Annotated in this window: 15 protein-coding genes and 1 tRNA gene; 6 read left to right on the forward strand and 10 right to left on the reverse strand. The window is 66.9% G+C overall.

Annotation, left to right across the window (positions count from 1 at the left end; all coding sequences use genetic code 11):
- Positions 1-227: 227 nt before the first annotated feature.
- The 5 genes from AC6CR5_RS16505 (at position 228) to AC6CR5_RS16525 (ending at position 7,433) form a co-directional block, all read left to right on the forward strand.
- On the forward strand, positions 228-1,826 hold the full coding sequence (locus AC6CR5_RS16505) for an MDR family MFS transporter (RefSeq protein ID WP_006385937.1): 1,599 nt from the start codon (positions 228-230) through the stop codon (positions 1,824-1,826).
- A gap of 3 nt (positions 1,827-1,829) precedes the next feature.
- Positions 1,830-2,276, forward strand: coding sequence for a MarR family winged helix-turn-helix transcriptional regulator (locus tag AC6CR5_RS16510; protein WP_053074780.1), 447 nt, complete (start codon positions 1,830-1,832; stop codon positions 2,274-2,276).
- A gap of 303 nt (positions 2,277-2,579) precedes the next feature.
- Positions 2,580-3,077, forward strand: coding sequence for a DUF2938 domain-containing protein (locus AC6CR5_RS16515; protein ID WP_054437793.1), 498 nt, complete (start codon positions 2,580-2,582; stop codon positions 3,075-3,077).
- Between the two features lie 205 nt (positions 3,078-3,282).
- Entirely contained in the window at positions 3,283-4,896 is a 1,614-nt protein-coding gene (locus tag AC6CR5_RS16520) for an ABC-F family ATP-binding cassette domain-containing protein (RefSeq protein WP_498084730.1), read from the forward strand.
- Positions 4,897-5,138: 242 nt separating this feature from the next.
- A complete protein-coding gene (locus AC6CR5_RS16525; protein WP_498084731.1) occupies positions 5,139-7,433 on the forward strand; it encodes a TonB-dependent siderophore receptor in 2,295 nt (764 codons plus the stop codon).
- A gap of 73 nt (positions 7,434-7,506) precedes the next feature.
- Here the strand turns inward: AC6CR5_RS16525 and ychF are convergent, their stop codons facing one another.
- From ychF to AC6CR5_RS16575, 10 genes are all read right to left on the reverse strand, one after another.
- Positions 7,507-8,598, reverse strand: a complete 1,092-nt coding sequence (gene ychF / locus AC6CR5_RS16530; RefSeq protein ID WP_047991865.1) for a redox-regulated ATPase YchF — start codon at positions 8,596-8,598, stop codon at positions 7,507-7,509.
- A gap of 95 nt (positions 8,599-8,693) precedes the next feature.
- Positions 8,694-9,473 (reverse strand): CPBP family glutamic-type intramembrane protease, encoded by a 780-nt coding sequence (locus AC6CR5_RS16535; protein ID WP_054481803.1) that lies wholly within the window; start codon positions 9,471-9,473, stop codon positions 8,694-8,696.
- Positions 9,473-10,069, reverse strand: coding sequence for an aminoacyl-tRNA hydrolase (gene pth, locus AC6CR5_RS16540; RefSeq protein ID WP_026384832.1), 597 nt, complete (start codon positions 10,067-10,069; stop codon positions 9,473-9,475). Before pth ends, AC6CR5_RS16535 begins: the two co-directional genes overlap by 1 nt.
- A 97-nt stretch (positions 10,070-10,166) precedes the next feature.
- Positions 10,167-10,781, reverse strand: a complete 615-nt coding sequence (locus AC6CR5_RS16545) for a 50S ribosomal protein L25/general stress protein Ctc (RefSeq protein WP_006385925.1) — start codon at positions 10,779-10,781, stop codon at positions 10,167-10,169.
- Between the two features lie 127 nt (positions 10,782-10,908).
- The gene (locus AC6CR5_RS16550; protein WP_006227587.1) at positions 10,909-11,859 is read right to left on the reverse strand and encodes a ribose-phosphate pyrophosphokinase; all 951 of its coding nucleotides are present in this window, start codon (positions 11,857-11,859) and stop codon (positions 10,909-10,911) included.
- 135 nt (positions 11,860-11,994) lie between these two features.
- Positions 11,995-12,071 (reverse strand) — tRNA-Gln (locus tag AC6CR5_RS16555).
- Position 12,072: 1 nt separating this feature from the next.
- The gene (gene ispE / locus AC6CR5_RS16560) at positions 12,073-13,014 is read right to left on the reverse strand and encodes a 4-(cytidine 5'-diphospho)-2-C-methyl-D-erythritol kinase (RefSeq protein ID WP_047991867.1); all 942 of its coding nucleotides are present in this window, start codon (positions 13,012-13,014) and stop codon (positions 12,073-12,075) included.
- A 191-nt stretch (positions 13,015-13,205) separates the two neighbouring features.
- Positions 13,206-14,804: a methyl-accepting chemotaxis protein gene (locus tag AC6CR5_RS16565; RefSeq protein WP_498084732.1), complete on the reverse strand. Its 1,599-nt coding sequence runs from the start codon at positions 14,802-14,804 to the stop codon at positions 13,206-13,208.
- Positions 14,805-15,040: 236 nt separating this feature from the next.
- On the reverse strand, positions 15,041-15,601 hold the full coding sequence (lolB, locus tag AC6CR5_RS16570) for a lipoprotein insertase outer membrane protein LolB (protein WP_020926327.1): 561 nt from the start codon (positions 15,599-15,601) through the stop codon (positions 15,041-15,043).
- 32 nt (positions 15,602-15,633) lie between these two features.
- Positions 15,634-17,520, reverse strand: a complete 1,887-nt coding sequence (locus AC6CR5_RS16575) for a tetratricopeptide repeat protein (protein WP_006385921.1) — start codon at positions 17,518-17,520, stop codon at positions 15,634-15,636.
- Between AC6CR5_RS16575 and mutM the strand changes: the two genes are divergently transcribed.
- A complete protein-coding gene (gene mutM / locus AC6CR5_RS16580; protein WP_026384827.1) occupies positions 17,519-18,346 on the forward strand; it encodes a bifunctional DNA-formamidopyrimidine glycosylase/DNA-(apurinic or apyrimidinic site) lyase in 828 nt (275 codons plus the stop codon). The two genes, AC6CR5_RS16575 and mutM, sit on opposite strands and share 2 nt — an antisense overlap.
- Positions 18,347-18,380 lie beyond the last annotated feature (34 nt).

Here is an 18,380-nt window from a genome sequence, read left to right on the forward strand (position 1 = left end):
GTCTTCGATCGCGTGCCGCCGCGTGCGCCAAGCCGGGGGCCGGGGCGCCAAGCGGGGAGGAACTGCCATGGAAAGACCTGCTGAAGACGCCGGCATGACCAGCGTGCACATACCGCTATCGTAACAAATCGGGCCAGCCTGCGCGTCCGACCCGAAACTGACGGTTTTCTGTCTTCGGGATTGTAGGGCTAGAATTATTGATCCATCAATCATTGATCGATCCAACAATGCCCGCCCCCGCTCCCAGCACGCCCTATTCACCCGGCCAGGTGCTTCCCTTCCGGCAGACCCTGCTCGCCATGCTGGGCATGTGCTTCGTCATGATGATGGTGGCCATCGACCAGACCGTGGTGGGCACCGCGCTGCCCACCATCGTGGCCGAACTCAAGGGCTTCGAACTGTACGCGTGGGTGGCGACTTCCTACCTGCTGACCTCCGTCATCACCGTGCCGATCTTCGGCCGCCTGGGCGACTACTACGGCCGCAAGCCCTTCGTGGTGGCGGCGATCGTGCTGTTCACGCTGGCCTCGGTGCTGTGCGGCGCGGCCGACAGCATGTTCACGCTGGTGCTGGCGCGGGCGCTGCAGGGCGTGGGCGGCGGCATGCTGGTGGGCACGGCGTTTGCCTCCATTCCCGACCTGTTCCCCGATCCGCACGTGCGGCTGCGCTGGCAGGTCATGCTCAGTTCGGCCTTCGGCATCGCCAATGCGGTGGGCCCGACGCTCGGCGGCGCGCTGACCGAGCACTACGGCTGGCGCTCTGTGTTCTACGTCAACCTGCCCATCGGCATCCTGGGCCTCTGGTTCGTGGCGCGCTACCTGCCGCACCTGCGCAACCATACTTCCGGCAAGGTGCGCCTGGATTGGCAAGGGGCGCTGCTGATCGCCGCCGCGCTCGGCAGCCTGCAACTGCTGGTGGAACTGCTGCCCAAGGAAGGCCTGAGCGCCACCATCGTGCTGCTGGCCGCCGGCAGCATCGCCGCCTTCGGCCTGCTGTTCTGGTGGGAGCGGCGCTGCCCGCACCCGCTGCTGCCGTTCGACATGTTCCGCAACCGCGGCCTGGCGATGCTGTTCATACTGGCGCTGCTGGTGGGCGTGACCATGTATTCGCTGCTGTTCTACGCGCCGCTGCTGCTGCAGGGCGGCTTCGGCCTGTCGCCGCAGGATGCCGGGCTGCTGATCACGCCGATGGTGGTCTTCATCACCGTGGGCAGCATCATCAACGGCCGCATCATCACCCGCATCCGCAATCCCAACCGCATGCTGTACGCGGGCTTCATCCTGATGGCGCTGTCCTGTCTGGGCATCGTCACCACCCACAACTACACCGCGCACGGCCTGATCGCCGCCTACATGCTCATGGCCGGACTGGGCATGGGCTTCATCATGCCCAACCTGACCGTGTTCGCGCAGCAGACCGCCGGCCGCAGCCACCTGGGCATCGCCACCGCGCTGCTGCAATCGCTGCGCATGATCGGCGGCATGCTGGGCACGGCCGTGGTCGGCACCATGGTCAACCACAGCTATTTCAGCGGCGTCGAATCGACGCTGCGCGGCGCCTCGGCGCGCTGGCTACCGCAGCTGGACGACCCGCAGATGCTGGTCAACCCCGAGGCCCAGACACAGTTCCTGGCACAATTGGCGCATCAAGGCCAGGATGGAACGTCGCTGATCGAGATCGCGCGGGTGGCGCTGGTCGGCGCCATCCACGAGGGGCAGCTCATCGCCCTGGCGGTCGCGGTGCTGGCGCTGTGGTGCGTGCGGCGCGTCCCCCTGGTGCAATTGGCGCGCCCCGCAAAAACGGAGCCCGCCGCCGTCGGAGAGTAGCTTTTGCCCAAACAACAACAGGGCCTGCAGGTCATCCAGCACATGGGCCAGACCTACCGGGTCATGCAAAGCGCCTTCAGCGGCATGGTCGGCCACGCGCTGCCGCGCTGGCGCATCCTGCTGGCGCTGCATGAATGCGGCCAATGCTCGCAGAAGCACCTGGCCGAACGTTGCCGCCTCGACCCCGCTTCGCTCACCCGCCAGTTGCAGGCGATGCAGAAGCTCGGCTGGATCGCGCGCGCCGTCGATCCCGACGACAACCGCCTGACCAACGCCCGCCTCACGCCGGCCGGCCAGGCCGTGGTCGACGAAGCCCTGCCCAAGCGGGCGGCATTTTTCGAGGAATCGCTCAAGGGGCTGTCGGCTTCGGATATCGACACGCTGAACCGCGTGCTCAACGTGCTGGAAGCCAACTTCCTGCGCGCGGCAGGCGGCAACAAGGGCGAATGACCGCGCGCGGGGCGCCCATGGCGGCGCTTCAACACCGCGGCCGAGCGCCTGCGCACCCGACAGCGTCGGGCTGGACCGCCTCTGCGATGAATTGCGCCGGTCCCGCCATCGATGAGCCGCCGATCGCCCCCTTCAGGGCTTTCCGCCCTCTCCAACGGTTGCCCCCGATTCAGGCGTTTCGTTGAGCGCCCGACGCGCCAACGCGGCCCCAACGTTCGCCCTCCACATTTGACATCCGGAAAGGTTATTGAATAACATTCAATTAATCTATTGAATGTTATTTTGTTTTCCCGGAACCCGCACATGCCGCCCGACCTATTTCTTCGCGCCGTACTGATCGGCGCCGGCGCCACGCTCGTCATGGACCTGTGGGCGCTGCTGCTCAAGCGCCTGTTCGGCCTGCCGTCGCTGGATTACGCCCTGGTCGGCCGCTGGCTCGGGCATCTGCCACGCGGACGCCTGACCCACCCCGGCATCGCCCGCTCGGCGCCCGTAACCGGCGAACGCGCCATCGGCTGGTTCGCCCACTACGCCATCGGCATCCTGTTCGCGCTCCTGCTGCTGGCAATCTGGGGCCCGACCTGGGCCGCGCGACCGACGCTGCTGCCGGCGCTGACCGTCGGCATCGCCACGGTCGCCGCGCCCTTCCTGATCCTGCAACCCGGCATGGGCGCCGGCATCGCGGCGTCCAGAACCCCGAAACCCGGCGTGGCACGGCTGCGCAGCCTGATGGCGCATGCGTCGTTCGGCGTGGGGTTGTATCTGGCGGGATGGGCCGTGGCAAAGGCGCTCGAGGCCTGAAGCGGCGCGCGCCTCCCGGTCGGCCCGGACAGCCTTGCCGCGCGCGTTTTGCCAATTCCGCCAAGGGCTTTTAAAGTATCGGCCTGGATCACATTCATCGAGGTATTCGTCCCATGCGCCATTGATGCCGCCGTCGCAATGACGGCCAGTCTCCACCCGCCCCCGTTCGCAGGGGGAGTTCCTGGCATCCCTGGAAGCATCACGCATGACGACTCCCTATCTCACGCTGGAAAGCGTGTCATACCTGCTGCCCGACGGCAGCCCGCTTTTTTCCGGACTCGACGAAACCTTCGACCGGCGCCCCACCGGCCTGGTCGGACGCAATGGCGTCGGCAAGACCGTGCTCGCGCGCATCCTGGCGGGACAGTTGCCGCCGTCGAGCGGACGCTGCCTGCGATCGGGCAGCGTCTTCTACCTGGCCCAACAGGTTTCCCCGCCCGCCGGCGCCACCGTCGCCAGCCTGGCCGGCCTGCAAGCCACGCTGGACGCGCTGGCGCGCATCGAGGCCGGCAGCAGCGCGCCGGAAGACTTCGAGCGCGTCGGCGACCGCTGGGACATTCGCCAACGCCTGCAACATGCGCTGGAACGCGACGGCCTGGGCCATCTCGACGCCGCGACGCCGGCCAGCCGCCTCAGCGGCGGTGAAGCTATGCGCGTGGCGCTGGCCAGCGCCATGCTGTCCGAAGCCGAATTCCTCATCCTGGACGAACCCACCAACCACCTGGACCGCCGCAACCGCGAGGCACTGATCGAACAGCTGCGGCATTGGCCGCGCGGCTTGCTGGTCATCAGCCACGATCGGCAACTGCTCGACACCCTGGCGCGCATCGTGGAGCTGTCCTCGCTGGGCCTGCGCGGCTACGGCGGCAACTACAGTGCCTATGCCGCAAGCAAAGAACATGAACGCGCCAACGCGCTGGAACGGCTGGAACACCGCAAGCTCGAACGCCGGCGCGAGGAGCAGGCGATGCAGGCCCAGCGCGAGCGGCAGGAGCGCCGCCAAGCGCGCGGCCAGCGGCACGGCAAGCAGGCCAACCAGGCCAGGATCCTGCTCGACCGGCAAAAGGGCCGCAGCGAGGATTCGGCCGGCAGGCTGAGGCAGCAACACGCAGTCGCCCACGAACGCTTGGCACAGGCCGTGCGCGAGGCCGCGGAGCAAGTCGAACAGGACACCGCAATCTCGCTGCATGCCCTGCCCGTCGCGCAAGCGGCGCAGCGGCGCGTGGCGCAACTGGACCACGTCACGCTGCCTTTCATCGTGGCGCCCACCCGCCATGTCAGCCTGCAGCTGGGCGGACAGCAACGCGTCGCGGTGACCGGCCCCAACGGCTGCGGCAAATCGACCCTGCTCAAGGTGCTGGCGGGCCAACTCGCGCCCTTGTCGGGCGAGAGGAAGGCGGCGCCCGAAAGCGTCTACCTCGACCAGCGGCTGGCCGGCCTGGCATCGGAGCGGCCCGTGCTCGAACAGCTGCAGGCCGCCAACCCCAACCTGGCCGAAGGCGAACTGCGCGCGCGCCTGGCCCACCTCGGCCTGGATGCGCGCAAGATCCTGGCGCCCAGCGGCTCGCTCAGTGGCGGCGAACGCCTGAAGGCGGCGCTGGCTTGCGCGCTCTACGCCGATCCGCCGCCGCGCCTGTTGCTGCTGGACGAACCGGGCAATCACCTCGACCTGCCCTCCATGCTTGCCCTGGAAAGCATGCTGCGCGGCTATCCGGGCGCGCTGGTCGTGGTGTCGCACGACGAGGCGTTCCTGGACAACCTGGCGCTCACGGACAGGTTGCGGGCCACGCAAGGGGGTTGGCTGCTGGAACCGTGGTGAGCCCACACGATAACGATGCGTCGGCATGGCGATGAGGCCCCGCACTCCTCGCCATCGCCCCGCCCGCTCCCGTTCGCGCGGCTTCGCCATGCCCCTTAAACAAGTCTTCTTTTGCCGGCCCTGTGCGCGTTATGCGATCCAACCCGGGTGATATCCGGCATATTCCCTGGCAGCCATTCTCAATAAATAAAAATGCAAATCAATGGCGCTTCTTTTTCCAATATGAACAGGGATGAATTGTCATGCATCACCACTCGTCAGGCTCGTCCGCATTGCTTGGCCTGATCACGCTTGCCCTGGCATCCGCTGCCGCCCCGGTCCAGGCGCGGCAGCCGGATGCCGCCGGCAACACGTCGTCCGCACCGGCCACGCTGCCGGCCATTGAAGTGAGCGGGCAAGCCGACGAGCCCACCGAGGCGACACGCTCCTATACCGTGCCCTCGACCCGCGCCTCGACCGGCCTGACGCTCAGCCCCAAGGAAACGCCCCAGTCCGTGTCGGTGGTGACCCGCCAGCAGATGGACGACCAGGGCATGCAGTCCATCGGCGACGTCCTGGGCAGCACCACGGGCATCACTTTCGTCGAGTTGGACAACGGCGGGCGCACCACCTACCGGGCCCGCGGATTCAACATCACCAACTACAAGGTCGATGGCCTGTCGATCATCGGCGGGTCCTCGTTCAACGGCGGCGGCAGCGGCGCGATCAACATGGATCTCTACGACCGCGTCAGCATCGTGCGCGGCGCGAACGGATTGTTGGGCGGCACCGGCGATCCCTCCGCCACCGTCGACCTGGTGCGCAAGCGCCCTGGCCGCGCGCTCGGCGCGAGCCTGACCGTGCGCACCGGAAGCTGGAACAAGAAGAATGCCGTCGGCGACATCAACATACCGCTGGCGGCGGACGGCCGTATCCGCTCGCGCCTGGTATTCAGCGGCGAGAACTCCGACGGGTTCCGCGACCACTCGAGCATCGAACGGCAGGGGTTCCTGTCCAGCTTCGCCATGGACGTGACGGACCGCACGCAGGTCGGCCTGGGCTTCCAGTACGAACACAGCATCTTCCACGGCGCCTCCTGGGGCGCCAACGTGCCCGCCTGGTTCGCGGACGGCTCGCCGACCCATTTCCGCCGCAGCCTCAACCTGGCGGCGGACTGGAGCAAGAGCGACATGGAAGCGAAGACGCTGTTCGCCTCGCTCGACCATCGTTTCGACAACGACTGGAAGCTGCGCGCCGATTATGCCCACACCTCGCGCGCGGACCTGAACAACAAGGGCGCGGTCAAGGTCAACAATGGCAAGGTCCGCTGGCCCCATTGGAAGCAGGACGGCAGCGGCGCCTACCTCAATGCCATCCATTCGGAGACGGAAGGCGAAACCGACGCGTTCTCGCTGGATCTGTCCGGACCGCTGGAACTGTTCGGACGCCGCCACGAACTGCTCGTCGGCCTGAACGGCTCGCGCATGGACGAACCCTCCTGGACCTTCAACAGCAGCAACTGCAGCATCGACGGCATCGCCGGCTTCAAGGGCCGCTGCCAATACCGCACCGAGTTGCCCGTCGCGGATTGGCGCGCCTGGCGTGGCGACGAATACGGCAACATCCGCGCGTTCCGCACCGACGCCCGCCGCGTCACCCGGACAACACTCTATGGCGGCTACGTCGCGGGACGCTTCGAGCTCGCCGACGACCTGACCCTGATCACCGGGCTGCGCCGCAGCGTCTACCAGATCCACAGCGACAACTACAACGCGGCGGGCGTCCGCGGCGCGCGCACCGGCGAAAACGCCGCTCGCGCCTGGACGCCCTACTACGGCCTGGTCTATGGATTGACACCGACCTACTCGGTCTACGCCAGCTACACCGATGTCTTCACGCCGCAGACCAACAAGAACGAAAGCGGCGACACCCTCAAGCCCATCACGGGCGCCAGCTACGAGGCCGGCATCAAGGGCGAATGGTTCAACGGCGCACTCAACGCCGCCGTGTCGGCATTCCGCAGCCAGCAGAAGAACGTCGCCTTGAAAGACGGCGACAGGTTGACGCCCGATGGCGACCAGGCCTACCAGCCCGGCACCGGCGTCACCGTCAAGGGCCTCGACGCCGAGATCGCCGGCGCCGTGACGGCCGCATGGAACGTCTACCTCGGCTACACCTATCTGGACGTCGGCAACAAGGACACCGCCGAGCGTCCCGACCCGCGCCATCTGCTGCGGCTGAACACCACCTACCGGCTGCAGGGAATGCTGCGGGGGCTGACCATCGGCGGCGGCCTGACCTGGCAAGGCAAGACGGTGTCCGAGCCCTACCCCGGCCGGCCGGACGGCCGCGGCGGCTTCGACGACTCGCCGATTCCCCTGAAAGGCTATGCGCTGTTCAACGCGATGGCGCGCTACGACATCAACCGCCATCTGTCGGCCATGCTGAACGTCAGCAATCTGTTCGACAAGACGTACTACCGGCAGTATGGGTTCTACAACGGCTTGATCTATGGCGAGCCGCGGCGGGTGACGTTGAGCTTGCAGGCGAAGTTCTAAATGGAAAGGGCAGGCCCTTGATGCCAAGGGCCTGCCCTTTCCATGAAGCGCGACCTGACGCGCTTGAAAACGATCAGACGTTGAACAAGAAATTCATCACATCGCCATCCTGCACGATGTATTCCTTGCCTTCCGCCCGCATCTTGCCCGCTTCCTTCGCCCCCTGCTCGCCCTTGTAGGCAATGTAGTCTTCATACGCAATGGTCTGCGCACGGATGAAGCCGCGTTCGAAGTCGGTGTGGATGACGCCCGCGGCCTGGGGCGCGGTGGCGCCGATCGGCACGGTCCAGGCGCGCACTTCCTTCACGCCGGCGGTGAAGTAGGTCTGCAGGCCCAGCAGCTTGAAGGCGGCGCGGATCAGGCGGTTCAGGCCCGGTTCTTCCATGCCCATGTCCGACAGGAAGGCCTGGCGGTCGGCGTCGTCCAGGTCGACGATTTCCGATTCGATGGCGGCGCAGATGGCGACCACCGGCGCGTTGCGGGCGGCGGCGAATTCGGTCAGGCGGTCCAGCAGCGGGTTGTTGGTGAAGCCGTCGTCGGCCACGTTGCCCACGTACATCGCGCGCTTGGCGGTGATGAAGCAGAGCTGGGCGATGTCGGCCTTTTCCTCGGTGGACAGGTCGAGCGCGCGGATCGGCTTGGCTTCGTTCAGCTGGGCCACGCACTTTTCCAGCACGGCGACGATGCGCTGCGATTCCTTGTCGCCGGAACGGGCGGTCTTCTGGTGGCGCTGCAGGGCCTTTTCGGCGGTCTGCAGGTCGGCCAGCGCCAGCTCGGTTTCGATGACTTCGATGTCGGCGATCGGATCGACCTTGCCGGCCACGTGGATCACGTTGGGATCCTCGAAGCAGCGCACCACGTTGACGATGGCGTCGGTTTCGCGGATGTGCGAGAGGAACTGGTTGCCCAGGCCTTCACCCTTGCTGGCGCCCGCCACCAGGCCGGCGATGTCGACGAATTCGACCGTGGCCGACAGGATGCGCTCGGGCTTGACGATCTCGGCCAGCTTCTGCAGACGCGGATCCGGCACCTCGACCACGCCGACGTTCGGCTCGATGGTGCAGAACGGATAGTTCTCGGCGGCGATGCCGGCGCGGGTCAGAGCGTTGAAGAGTGTCGATTTGCCAACGTTGGGCAGGCCGACGATGCCGCATTGCAGAGCCATGGGAATCCTGTGTAAGTACGGTATTGATCGTTAACGTTCTAGTTTACCCCGCCAGGCGGCGCATCATGATGACCGCGCCCAGGGGGACGGCCGGCTCAACTCGCCGCCGTGGGGGCCCAGCGCATCACGGCCCAGATCAGCAAAATGGGGCCGGCGTTGAACATGGCGTGCAGCGCGATGGCCGCGCCGATGCCGCGGCGGATGCGGATCCAGCCCAGCACCAGGCCGGTGACCCATTGCGGCAGCACCAGCAGCGGCAGCAGCCAGTACGGCGTGTGGTTGAAGACGAAGTTGGTCAGGTGCACGGCGGCGAAGGTCAGCGCCACCAGGTGGAACACCCAGCCGAAATGTTTCAGGTAATGGCGCCGCCAGGCGGTGTTCCAGCCATTGAGCGGCGCGGGGCGCGGACGCAGCGACCAGCAGGCCAGCAACACGAAAGCGGCCAACAAAAGGCCAGTCCAAATGCGCGGGCCGTACAGCACCACCGGCAGCAGCGCCGGACACAGCCACAGCGCCTGCCTGGGCCGTCGCAGGCCATAGCGGAACAGCATTTCCTCGACAAGCGGGGCCCAGATCACCGCCGTCAGCCAGGGGATGTTGGCCGGGTCCAGCCGATGCGTGACGCCGCCGACGCCGGCCGCGGCGACCGCCACCGGCCCCAGGGCGAACAGGTTGATCAGCCACAGCAAGGCGGCCCAGGCCAGCAGGCGCCCCGGGCCAACGCCCGGCCACCAATCCGACACCCAGCCGATCGCCGGGGCGCGCCCCGGCAGGCGCCGCAATGGGCGCGGCCGGCGCACGAAGCGCCAGAAGTCGGCCAGCTCGCTGCGGAAGCGCAGCTTGCGCGGTTCGGCGAAAGCCGGAGCGCCGTCCATCAGGCGTCGTTGCCGCTGTGCAGCTGGCGGGTGGCCAGCGCGAAGTCGCCCGCCAGCATGGCCGGCACCACGGCGCGGCAGCGGTCGATGACCGCCTCGATTTCCTTTTGTTCTTCGCGGCGCGGCGGATGCAGCACGAAGTCCGCCACCTGCTGCGCCAGGCCGAGCGTGCGCGGATGGCCGATGCCGATGCGCAGGCGCCAGAAGTTCGGGCTGCCGAGCGCGGCCTGGATGTCCTTCAGGCCGTTGTGGCCGGCATGGCCGCCGCCCTGCTTGAGTTTCACCTGGCCCGGCATCAGGTCGAGTTCGTCGTGCAGCACCAACACCTGCTCCGGCGTCAGCTTGTAAAAGCGCGCAAGCGCCCCGACCGCCTGGCCGGAACGGTTCATGTAGGTGTTGGGCTTGAGCAGCAGGACGTTGTCGGCCCCCAGGCGGGATTTGGCCACCATGCCGAAGAACGACTTCTCCAGCGCGAACGAGGCGCGCAGGTCGTCCGCCAGGTGGTCGGCCAGCCAGAAGCCCGCGTTGTGGCGGGTGGTTTCGTAGTCGGGACCGGGGTTACCCAATCCCACGATGAGGCGTATGGGAATAGACATGATGGGGGGTGTTTAAACCAAAAAACCCTGCGCATGCAAATGCACACGCAGGGTTTCGGGCGCAAGCCGCGGGAAAGCCGAAGCTTTCCGGCAGGACTTAGGCGGCGGGAGCAGCCGGAGCGGCGTCGGCGTCGTCGGCGGCAGCGCCACCCTTGACGACAGCAGCGGCCAGCAGCGGGTTCTCTTCACCACCGTGCGGGACGTAGGTCACGCCCATCGGCAGCTTGATGTCGGCCAGGTGGATCGAAGCGCCGGCCAGGATGTCGGCCAGGTTGACTTCGATGAACTGGGGCAGCGCCGACGGCAGGCACGTGATTTCCAGTTCGGTGGCGACGTGGCTGATGATCGCGCCGCTCAGCTTGACGGCCGGCGAGACTTCAGCGTTCACGAAGTGCAGCGGCACCTTGGTGCGCAGCGCCTGGTTGGCGTCGACGCGCTGGAAGTCCACGTGCAGGACTTGCGGCTTGTAGGCGTGCCATTGAACCGAACGCAGCAGGACCTGTTCGTCCTTGGCGCCTTCGAGCTGCATTTGCAGGATCGAAGCGTGGAATTCTTCCTTGCGCAGGGCGTGGTAGATCTCGTTGTGGTCGAGTTCGATGTTCAACGGGGCAGCCGAACCACCATAAACAATGGCGGGAACGCGGCCCGCGCGGCGCAGGCGGCGGCTCGCACTCGAACCCTGGACGCTACGCGCAGTGGCAGTAAATTTCATGGAAAACTCCAAAAACAAAAAATGGCGAAGCGGACTTCACCGGTTAAAGACACGGCGCACAACAGGTGCGCCGTGTTGCTTGCGCCTTGCCGCGACCAGCAAGACACAAAAAACGGGGAGGCTGACGTCAGTCGACGAACAGCGAGCTGACCGATTCCGCGTTCGAGATACGCAGGATGGTCTCGCCCAGCAGCGCGGCGCACGACAGCTGGCGGATCTTGCCGCTGGCCTGGCCTTGCTCGGAGAGCGGAATGGTGTCGGTGACGACCAGTTCGTCCAGTTCCGACGCCTCGATGCGGTCGATGGCGCCGCCCGACAGCACGGGGTGCGTGCAATAGGCGTAAACGGCGCCGGCGCCGCGGTCCTTCAGGGCCTGGGCCGCCTTGCACAGCGTGCCGGCGGTGTCGACCATGTCGTCCATGATGATGCAGGTGCGGCCGTCGACTTCACCGATGATGTTCATCACTTCCGACACGTTGGCGCGCGGACGACGCTTGTCGATGATGGCCAGGTCGGCTTCGAGCTGCTTGGCCAGCGCGCGGGCGCGCACCACGCCGCCGATGTCCGGGGACACGACGACCAGGTTCGAGAAATTGCGGCGCCAGATGTCGCCCAGCAAAATCGGACCGGCGTAGATGTTGTCCACGGGAATGTCGAAGAAACCCTGGATCTGGTCGGCGTGCAGGTCCATCGTCAGGACGCGGTCGACGCCAGCCACTTGCAGCATGTTGGCCACCACCTTGGCCGAGATCGCGACGCGCGCCGAGCGCGGGCGGCGGTCCTGGCGGGCATAGCCAAAATAGGGAATCGCGGCGGTGATGCGGCCGGCCGAGGCGCGGCGCAGGGCATCGACCATCACCATGATTTCCATCAGGTTGTCATTGGTAGGCGCACAGGTGGGCTGCAGGACGAAGACGTCCTTGCCACGCACGTTCTCGTTGATCTCGACCATCACCTCGCCGTCCGAGAAGCGACCGACGGTCATCTTGCCCAGGGACATGTCGAGGTGGTTGACTACGTCCACGGCCAGCCGAGTGTTGGCCGTGCCCGTGAAGATCATGAAGCTATCGTTTGCCATGATGGATGATGCGATGGTCGTTTCGAGACACTAACGAGGTGATGCGAGAACCTGCTGAAACCGGAAAATAAAAAAGCTGCTGAACCCGAGCCAGTGTCTTACAGGCGTGTTCAACAGCTTTGTTATGTATTCGGTTGGCTGGGGAGGAAGGATTCGAACCTTCGCATGCCGGAATCAAAATCCGGTGCCTTAACCAGCTTGGCGACTCCCCAACTATCTTGCAATCCAATTCCGCAACGGATGTTCAGTCAACCCAGGACATGCCTGCACTAACCGGAACCGTGGATGCGTTGTGCTGCCTGTGTCATCTGCGTTTTTGCAGTTTGCTTCAACAGCGCCGCGCATTGTAGCGGTAATTTCCGTTTTCGCCAAAACGGCCTCCGACAGCTCGGAAAACTCGGCGTATAGACACGCGCCAGATCCCGACATGCGAACTTGGGTTCCCGTGTTTTTCAACACGCCCTGCTCTGCAAGCCACCGCGATGCCCTGAGAACCTCAGGATAAAGTCGGTAGACCACCGGCTCCAAATCATTTTTCCCGAAGGAAAATGTAGGCGAAGCAAGAAAGTCCGCTATTGTGATGTAAGAAGAATCCCTTGTCAAATCGGGTGCGGAAAAAATTCCAACGGTCGGCACGCTCGCGTCCGGCTGCGCCACCAGATAGGCCCGCGCCGGCAGGTCCAGCGCGGTCAGTTTTTCGCCCACGCCCTCGGCGAAAGCGGACTGGCCGAACACGAACACCGGCACGTCGGCGCCCAGCGGCAGGGCCAGCGCCATCAGTTCTCGCCGCGACAGCCCGGTGCCCCACAAGCGGTTCAATGCGATCAGCACGGTGGCCGCGTCGCTCGAACCGCCACCCAGGCCGCCGCCCTGCGGAATGCGCTTTTCCAGCGCGATCTGCGCGCCCTGGCGCGTGCCGGTGGCCTGTTGCAGGGCGCGGGCGGCGCGCAAGGTCAGGTCGTCGTCTTCGGACACGCCCGCCAATTCCGTGGCGCGGCTGATGACGCCATCGGCGCGCGCCTCGAAGTGCAGTGTGTCGCACAGGTCGATGAAGCGAAAAGCCGTCTGCAGCAGGTGGTAGCCGTCGGGACGGCGGCCCACCACGTGCAGGAACAGGTTCACCTTGGCGGGCGCGGGTACGTCGTAGAGGGTCACGGCGGATCGGGAAAAAGGACGGATGCGTCGATTTTAGCGACCCGCCCGGGGTGGCGAGCGCCGGGACGCCATGACAGGGCCGCTGGCGTCCCGGGGGACCGGCGGGAGACCGATCCTATCGTCCGCAAGGAACGGCGCAACGGGAATAGGCCCCGGCTTGCCCGGACCTGGACCCCGCCCTCGGACGCGGATCAGGCGATCTGCGGCGCGACGCGGCCGGCCAGGCGGTCGGCCGGGGCCTCGATCACCTGCCCTTCCGGCAGCTTGAACACCGCCACGGCGCCCGCCAGCTGGCGCGCCTGCTCTTCGAGCGCGCCGGCCGCGGCGGCGGCCTGCTCCACCAGCGCCGCGTTCTGCTGGGTCACGCCGTCCATCTGCGTCACGGCGCGGTTGACTTGGTCGATGCCGGTGGCCTGTTCCTCCGACGCGGCCGAGATCTCGCCCATCAGGCTGGTCACGCGCTGCACCGAATCGACGATCTCGCGCATGGTGGCGCCGGCGGTTTCCACTTGCTCGGAACCGACGCCGACCTTCTGCGCCGAGTCCTCGATGAGCTGCTTGATTTCCTTGGCGGCGGCGGCGCTGCGCTGGGCCAGCGTGCGCACCTCGCTGGCGACCACGGCAAAGCCCTTGCCCTGCTCGCCGGCGCGCGCGGCCTCGACCGCGGCGTTCAGCGCCAGGATGTTGGTCTGGAAGGCGATGCCGTCGATCACGCCGACGATGTCGGAAATGCGCGACGAGCTGCCCTGGATGGCGCGCATGGTCTCGACCACGCTGGAGACGGCCTCGCCGCCGCGCTGCGCCACGGCGGCCGAGGCGGCCACCATGCGGTTGGCTTCACGGGCGGTGTCGGCGTTCTGCTTCACCGTGGTCGCCAGCTCTTCCATGCTGGCGGCGGTTTCCTCCAGCGAGGCGGCCTGTTCTTCGGTGCGGCTGGACAGGTCGGCATTGCCGGACGAGATCTCGCGCGCGCCGACGTTGATCTCATCGACGCCGCGGCGCACCGTGGACACCGTGCGCACCAGGCTGTCCTGCATCGCGCGCAGGGCGCCCAGCAGCGCGCCGATCTCGTTGCGGCCGCGATCGGCCACGCGGCGCGTCAGGTCGCCCTCGGCGATGCGGCGGAAGATGTCGCCGGCTTCCAGCAGCGGCCGCACGATCATGCGGCGGATCAGCACGTGCGCGCCCACCGCCATCAACAGGCCCAGCACCAGGATGCCGGCCAGCAGCGAACTGAAGATGGTGTGAAACAGCGAGATCTCGTCCATCACCTCCTGCCCGGTGGTCTCGGCGCGACGCATGAAGGCGTCGCGCTCGGACACCAGCAGCTCCTGCACCTGCTGCGTGCCCTGCTTGAAGTAGGCGTCCATGTCACCGGCCTCTAGCACCTTGCCGACGTTCTGCAGGTTGTTGCTGAGATTGCCGTAGGCCTCGATCAGGTCCTTGGACTCAGCTTTCTCCTGCGCCGACAAACCGCCGGCAAAGCCCTGGAAGGCCCGGTCACCCGCGGCAATGCGCTGGCGCGCCAGGCGCAGTGCGGTGGTGTCGCTGGCGTTGCCCTGCGCCACCCGGGTGGCATAACGGCTCAGGTCGGTGCGCGCCGCCACCAGGGACAACGCGGCCGTGTTCACGGCGTTGACCTGCTGCGAGGAAAGGCGATAGAGCTGGCCGACGTCCTGGTTGGTCTGCCGCAGGGCGACGAAACCCATGCCGCCCACCAGCAGCTGGAAAGTGAAAAACACCGCGATGATCCCCAAGAGCATCGTCGCGATCCGCGTATTCCTGAACATTGGCATTCTCCGTAAAAAAGCGGCGGCGCGATCCGCGGCCACCGGCCTTGCATGCCGCGCGCGGGGGTCGTGCGCGCGGGTGTCGGAAGAATTATTCAGGTTAAACAGAATCTATCAATCAGTAACAAAGTCGATTTTGCAACGCTTATTTGCTGATTGAAGCGGGGCGGACGTGCTACAGCCAGACGACACAACGGCCCCGCAGGGCCGTCGAGGAAGTCACGAAGCGGTAGCAATCAGGGCTGGTTGACGACCAGGCGCACCATGATGCGGCGCCCCGGCTCCTGGCGCTCCAGCACCAGCATCTGCGGGCCGAGCGTGTCGTAGCGCGACAGCCGCGCGCGCCAGCCGCCCTGCTCGAAGGCCACGGGGCGGCCCAGGTCGTCGTTGGACACATCGGTGGCCTCGGGCTGGCCCGGCAGCTTGCCGCGCAGCCAGTCGCGCATGCCGGATACCGGCATGCTGCTGCCCAGGGCGTCTTCGGCCAGGGCATCGGGGTTGTCGGCCACCAGGCGGGTGCCGTCGGCCTTGGTCAGGCTGGCCGCGCCGGGCTGGCCTTCGACCCGCGCCTCGGTCGAGCCGAGCGGATTGGTCAGGTCGAGCACGTAGCGGCGGCCATCGTCCGACCAGGAAAAGCCGCCTTGCACGGCGCTCTGCTTGCCGTTTTCCTCGTTGACCGTGATGGCGAAGCGTCCGATGCGCGAGAACGCGTCGGGCGAGGCGCCTTCAATGGGCTTGGGCGTGGTGGTGCAGGCCGCCAGCACGAACGCCAGCATGGCCAGCAGCGCCCAGCGCATCCATTCCAGGCCGAGACCGCGCGACGCTGCCGTCACAGGCTGACTCCCAGGCGCTTGATGACGTCAAGCACGGTCCTGTTCTTGGGATCCTTCTGCACCGCGGCGCGCAACAACTCGACCGCCTGGTCGCGTTTGCCCTGGGTCCAGAGCACTTCGGCCAGGTGGGCCGCGATGTCGGCCTCGGGCCGCACGCTGTAGGCGCGCCGCAGGTAGTCGGCGGCGGCGATCTGGTCGCCCATGCGGAATTTGACCCAGCCCATGCTGTCCAGGATGAACGGATCGTTGGGCGAGAGCTCCAGCGCCTGCGTGATCAGGTCCAGGGCTTCAGGCAGGCGCTGGTTGTGATCGGCAAGCGTGTAGCCCAGCGCGTTGTAGGCGTGGGCATGCTCGGGATCCAGCGCGATGACCTGGCGCAGCATGCGCTCGAGGTCGGCCAGGCGGTCCTGGCGTTCGTACAGCATGGCCAGTTCGTACTTGATTTCGACGGTATCGGGCAGCGCCTGGTCGGCCGCCTCCAGCACCGAGACGGCCTGGCCGACGCGGTCGGCGTCGCGCAGGATCTGCGCCTTGGTCAGCACGCCCAGCGTGCGTTCTTCCTCATCCTGGGGCGCGGCGGCGTCGACCATCTTGATGGCGTCATCGATACGGCCGGACTTGGCGCGCAGGGCGGCCTGGCGCATGCGCGCCGAGAAGCGCAGCGACGGGTCGTCGATGCGGCCGAGTTCGGCGATGGCTTCATCGTACTGGCCCTGGTCTTCGGCGATGCGCGACAGCAGCACGTGGGCATCGGCCGCGGCGGCGCCGGCGTCGGTGGCGCCCGGCACGATGGCGCGCTGGCGCTGGTTCTGCACGTCCAGGTACTGCTGCAGCAGGGTCTTGGCCTGCGGCAGTTGGCCGGCCTTGTAGGCCAGTTGGGCCTGCATGAAGAGCAGGTCGAAGTCTTCCGGCGAGCGCCGCGACATGGCCTGCAGTTCGGCGAGGGCGCCGTTGTAGTCGCCGGCATCGGCCATCTGGCCGGCCAGCATCAGGCGCACCTTGCGGGCGTTGGGATTGCGGGCGATATAGGCCTGGGCCTCGGCCTGCGCGCGCTGCGGATCGACCTTGGCGCCGTACTCCAGCACGCGCTGGGCGGCGGGCTCGGACCTGGGATCGGCGGCCAGCGCGGCGCGAGCCTCCTGGGCGGCGCGCGGGTAGTCGCCGGCGGCCGAGGCCACGTCGGCCAGCGCCAGATGGGCGGCCGGCAGCTTGCGCACGCTGTCGCTCAGGGATTCGTCGAGGATGCGCAACGCCAGGCGGCGGTCGTTCAGGCGGCTCAGCACCGCCAGGGCCTGGCCGATGGCGGCCGGCTTGTCGCGCGAGGCCTCGATGCGGTTGCGCAGCGCCTGCGACAGGCCCTTGGTCTGGCCGTTGGCCGCGGCCAGCGCCAGTTCAGTGGAGCTGGCTTCAAGATCGTTCGGCGACAGACGGGCCCAGACACGGGCCGCGTCCAGCGCGCCGGGCAGGTTGCCGCCGGCCAGCTGGAATTCCAGGCCGCGGCGCGCCAGGCGGGGATCGCCGGTGTCGCGCGCCAGGCCGACCATGGTGTTGGCGGCGGTGCCGTACATGCCGCGCTGGGCGGCGATTTCCGAAGCCAGCACGCGGTAGAAGATGTCGGCGGTCAGCGACACGTAGGGCAGCTGGCCGGGACGCAGGCGGATCACCTCGGTTTCAGGCTGGCGGTTCTGGGGCGCCATGCGGGGGCCGGTCGCATCCCGCGTCCGGCTGTCGGCGGCCTGGGCTTGAGGGGCCAGGGTGGAGGCCAACGCAAGCGCCAGCGCGGCAATCCCGATATTCATTTGTTTGAAAGACGACTTCACGCGGCCCGTCCGGTTGGTGGCACAATCTTCGTACACGCAATTGATGATCTTACACTGGCTCATGCCGGAACTGCCTGAAGTTGAAACCACGCGTCGCGGAATCGACGCCGTCATCACCGGCCGCCCGCTCACGCGGCTGGTCGTCCATGAGTCCCGGATGCGCTGGCCCATCCCGGCCGAACTGCCCGCCCTGGTGGGCGGCCACACGGTGCGCGAATGCGGCCGCCGCGGCAAGTACCTGCTGCTGCGCTTCGACCACGGCACCCAGATCGTGCACCTGGGCATGTCCGGTTCGCTGCGCAGCGTGGCGCCCGGTGAATTCCTGCGCAAGCACGACCACGTCGAATGGATCTTCGACCAGGCGGTGCTGCGCCTGCACGACCCGCGCCGCTTCGGCGCGGTGTTGTGGCATCCCGATGCGGACGGACCGGTCGAAAACCACCCCCTGCTGGCCAGGCTCGGCATCGAGCCGTTCGACCCGCGCTTCGACGGCGCCTGGCTGCACCATCACTTCAAGAACCACGGCGCCGCGATCAAGCAAGTGCTGCTGGCCGGCATGGCGGTGGTGGGCGTGGGCAATATCTATGCCTCCGAAAGCCTGTTCCGCGCGCGCATCAATCCCAAGACCCCGGCCAACAAGCTGTCGCGCGCCCGCTGCGACCGCCTGGCGGACATGGTGCGCGCCACCCTAGCCGACGCCCTGACCTCCGGCGGCAGCACCCTGCGCGACTACGTCGGCGCCACCGGCGAGCCGGGCGCCTATTTCGAGATCCACGCCGCGGTCTATGAACGCGCCGGCCAGCCCTGCCGGGTCTGCGGCACGCCGATCAAGCGCATCGTCCAGGGCCAGCGGGCCACCTACTACTGCCCGAAGTGCCAGAAGACCTGAGCGCCCCCGCCTGACGCCATCCCAGCCCCTGGGG

This window comes from Achromobacter sp. EG18 (assembly GCF_059759395.1).

What these genes read in the sequence shown, in the direction of transcription:
- lolB (WP_020926327.1), bottom strand. Translation starts at nt 15,601, where the DNA reads ATGCGCTGGGCGCTGCTGGCCATGCTGGCGTTCGTGCTGGCGGCCTGC.
- AC6CR5_RS16550 (WP_006227587.1), bottom strand. Translation starts at nt 11,859, where the DNA reads ATGGCAAACGATAGCTTCATGATCTTCACGGGCACGGCCAACACTCGG.
- AC6CR5_RS16505 (WP_006385937.1), top strand. Translation starts at nt 228, where the DNA reads ATGCCCGCCCCCGCTCCCAGCACGCCCTATTCACCCGGCCAGGTGCTT.
- AC6CR5_RS16520 (WP_498084730.1), top strand. Translation starts at nt 3,283, where the DNA reads ATGACGACTCCCTATCTCACGCTGGAAAGCGTGTCATACCTGCTGCCC.
- AC6CR5_RS16545 (WP_006385925.1), bottom strand. Translation starts at nt 10,781, where the DNA reads ATGAAATTTACTGCCACTGCGCGTAGCGTCCAGGGTTCGAGTGCGAGC.
- mutM (WP_026384827.1), top strand. Translation starts at nt 17,519, where the DNA reads ATGCCGGAACTGCCTGAAGTTGAAACCACGCGTCGCGGAATCGACGCC.
- AC6CR5_RS16535 (WP_054481803.1), bottom strand. Translation starts at nt 9,473, where the DNA reads ATGGACGGCGCTCCGGCTTTCGCCGAACCGCGCAAGCTGCGCTTCCGC.
- pth (WP_026384832.1), bottom strand. Translation starts at nt 10,069, where the DNA reads ATGTCTATTCCCATACGCCTCATCGTGGGATTGGGTAACCCCGGTCCC.
- AC6CR5_RS16575 (WP_006385921.1), bottom strand. Translation starts at nt 17,520, where the DNA reads ATGAGCCAGTGTAAGATCATCAATTGCGTGTACGAAGATTGTGCCACC.
- AC6CR5_RS16525 (WP_498084731.1), top strand. Translation starts at nt 5,139, where the DNA reads ATGCATCACCACTCGTCAGGCTCGTCCGCATTGCTTGGCCTGATCACG.
- AC6CR5_RS16565 (WP_498084732.1), bottom strand. Translation starts at nt 14,804, where the DNA reads ATGTTCAGGAATACGCGGATCGCGACGATGCTCTTGGGGATCATCGCG.
- ychF (WP_047991865.1), bottom strand. Translation starts at nt 8,598, where the DNA reads ATGGCTCTGCAATGCGGCATCGTCGGCCTGCCCAACGTTGGCAAATCG.
- AC6CR5_RS16515 (WP_054437793.1), top strand. Translation starts at nt 2,580, where the DNA reads ATGCCGCCCGACCTATTTCTTCGCGCCGTACTGATCGGCGCCGGCGCC.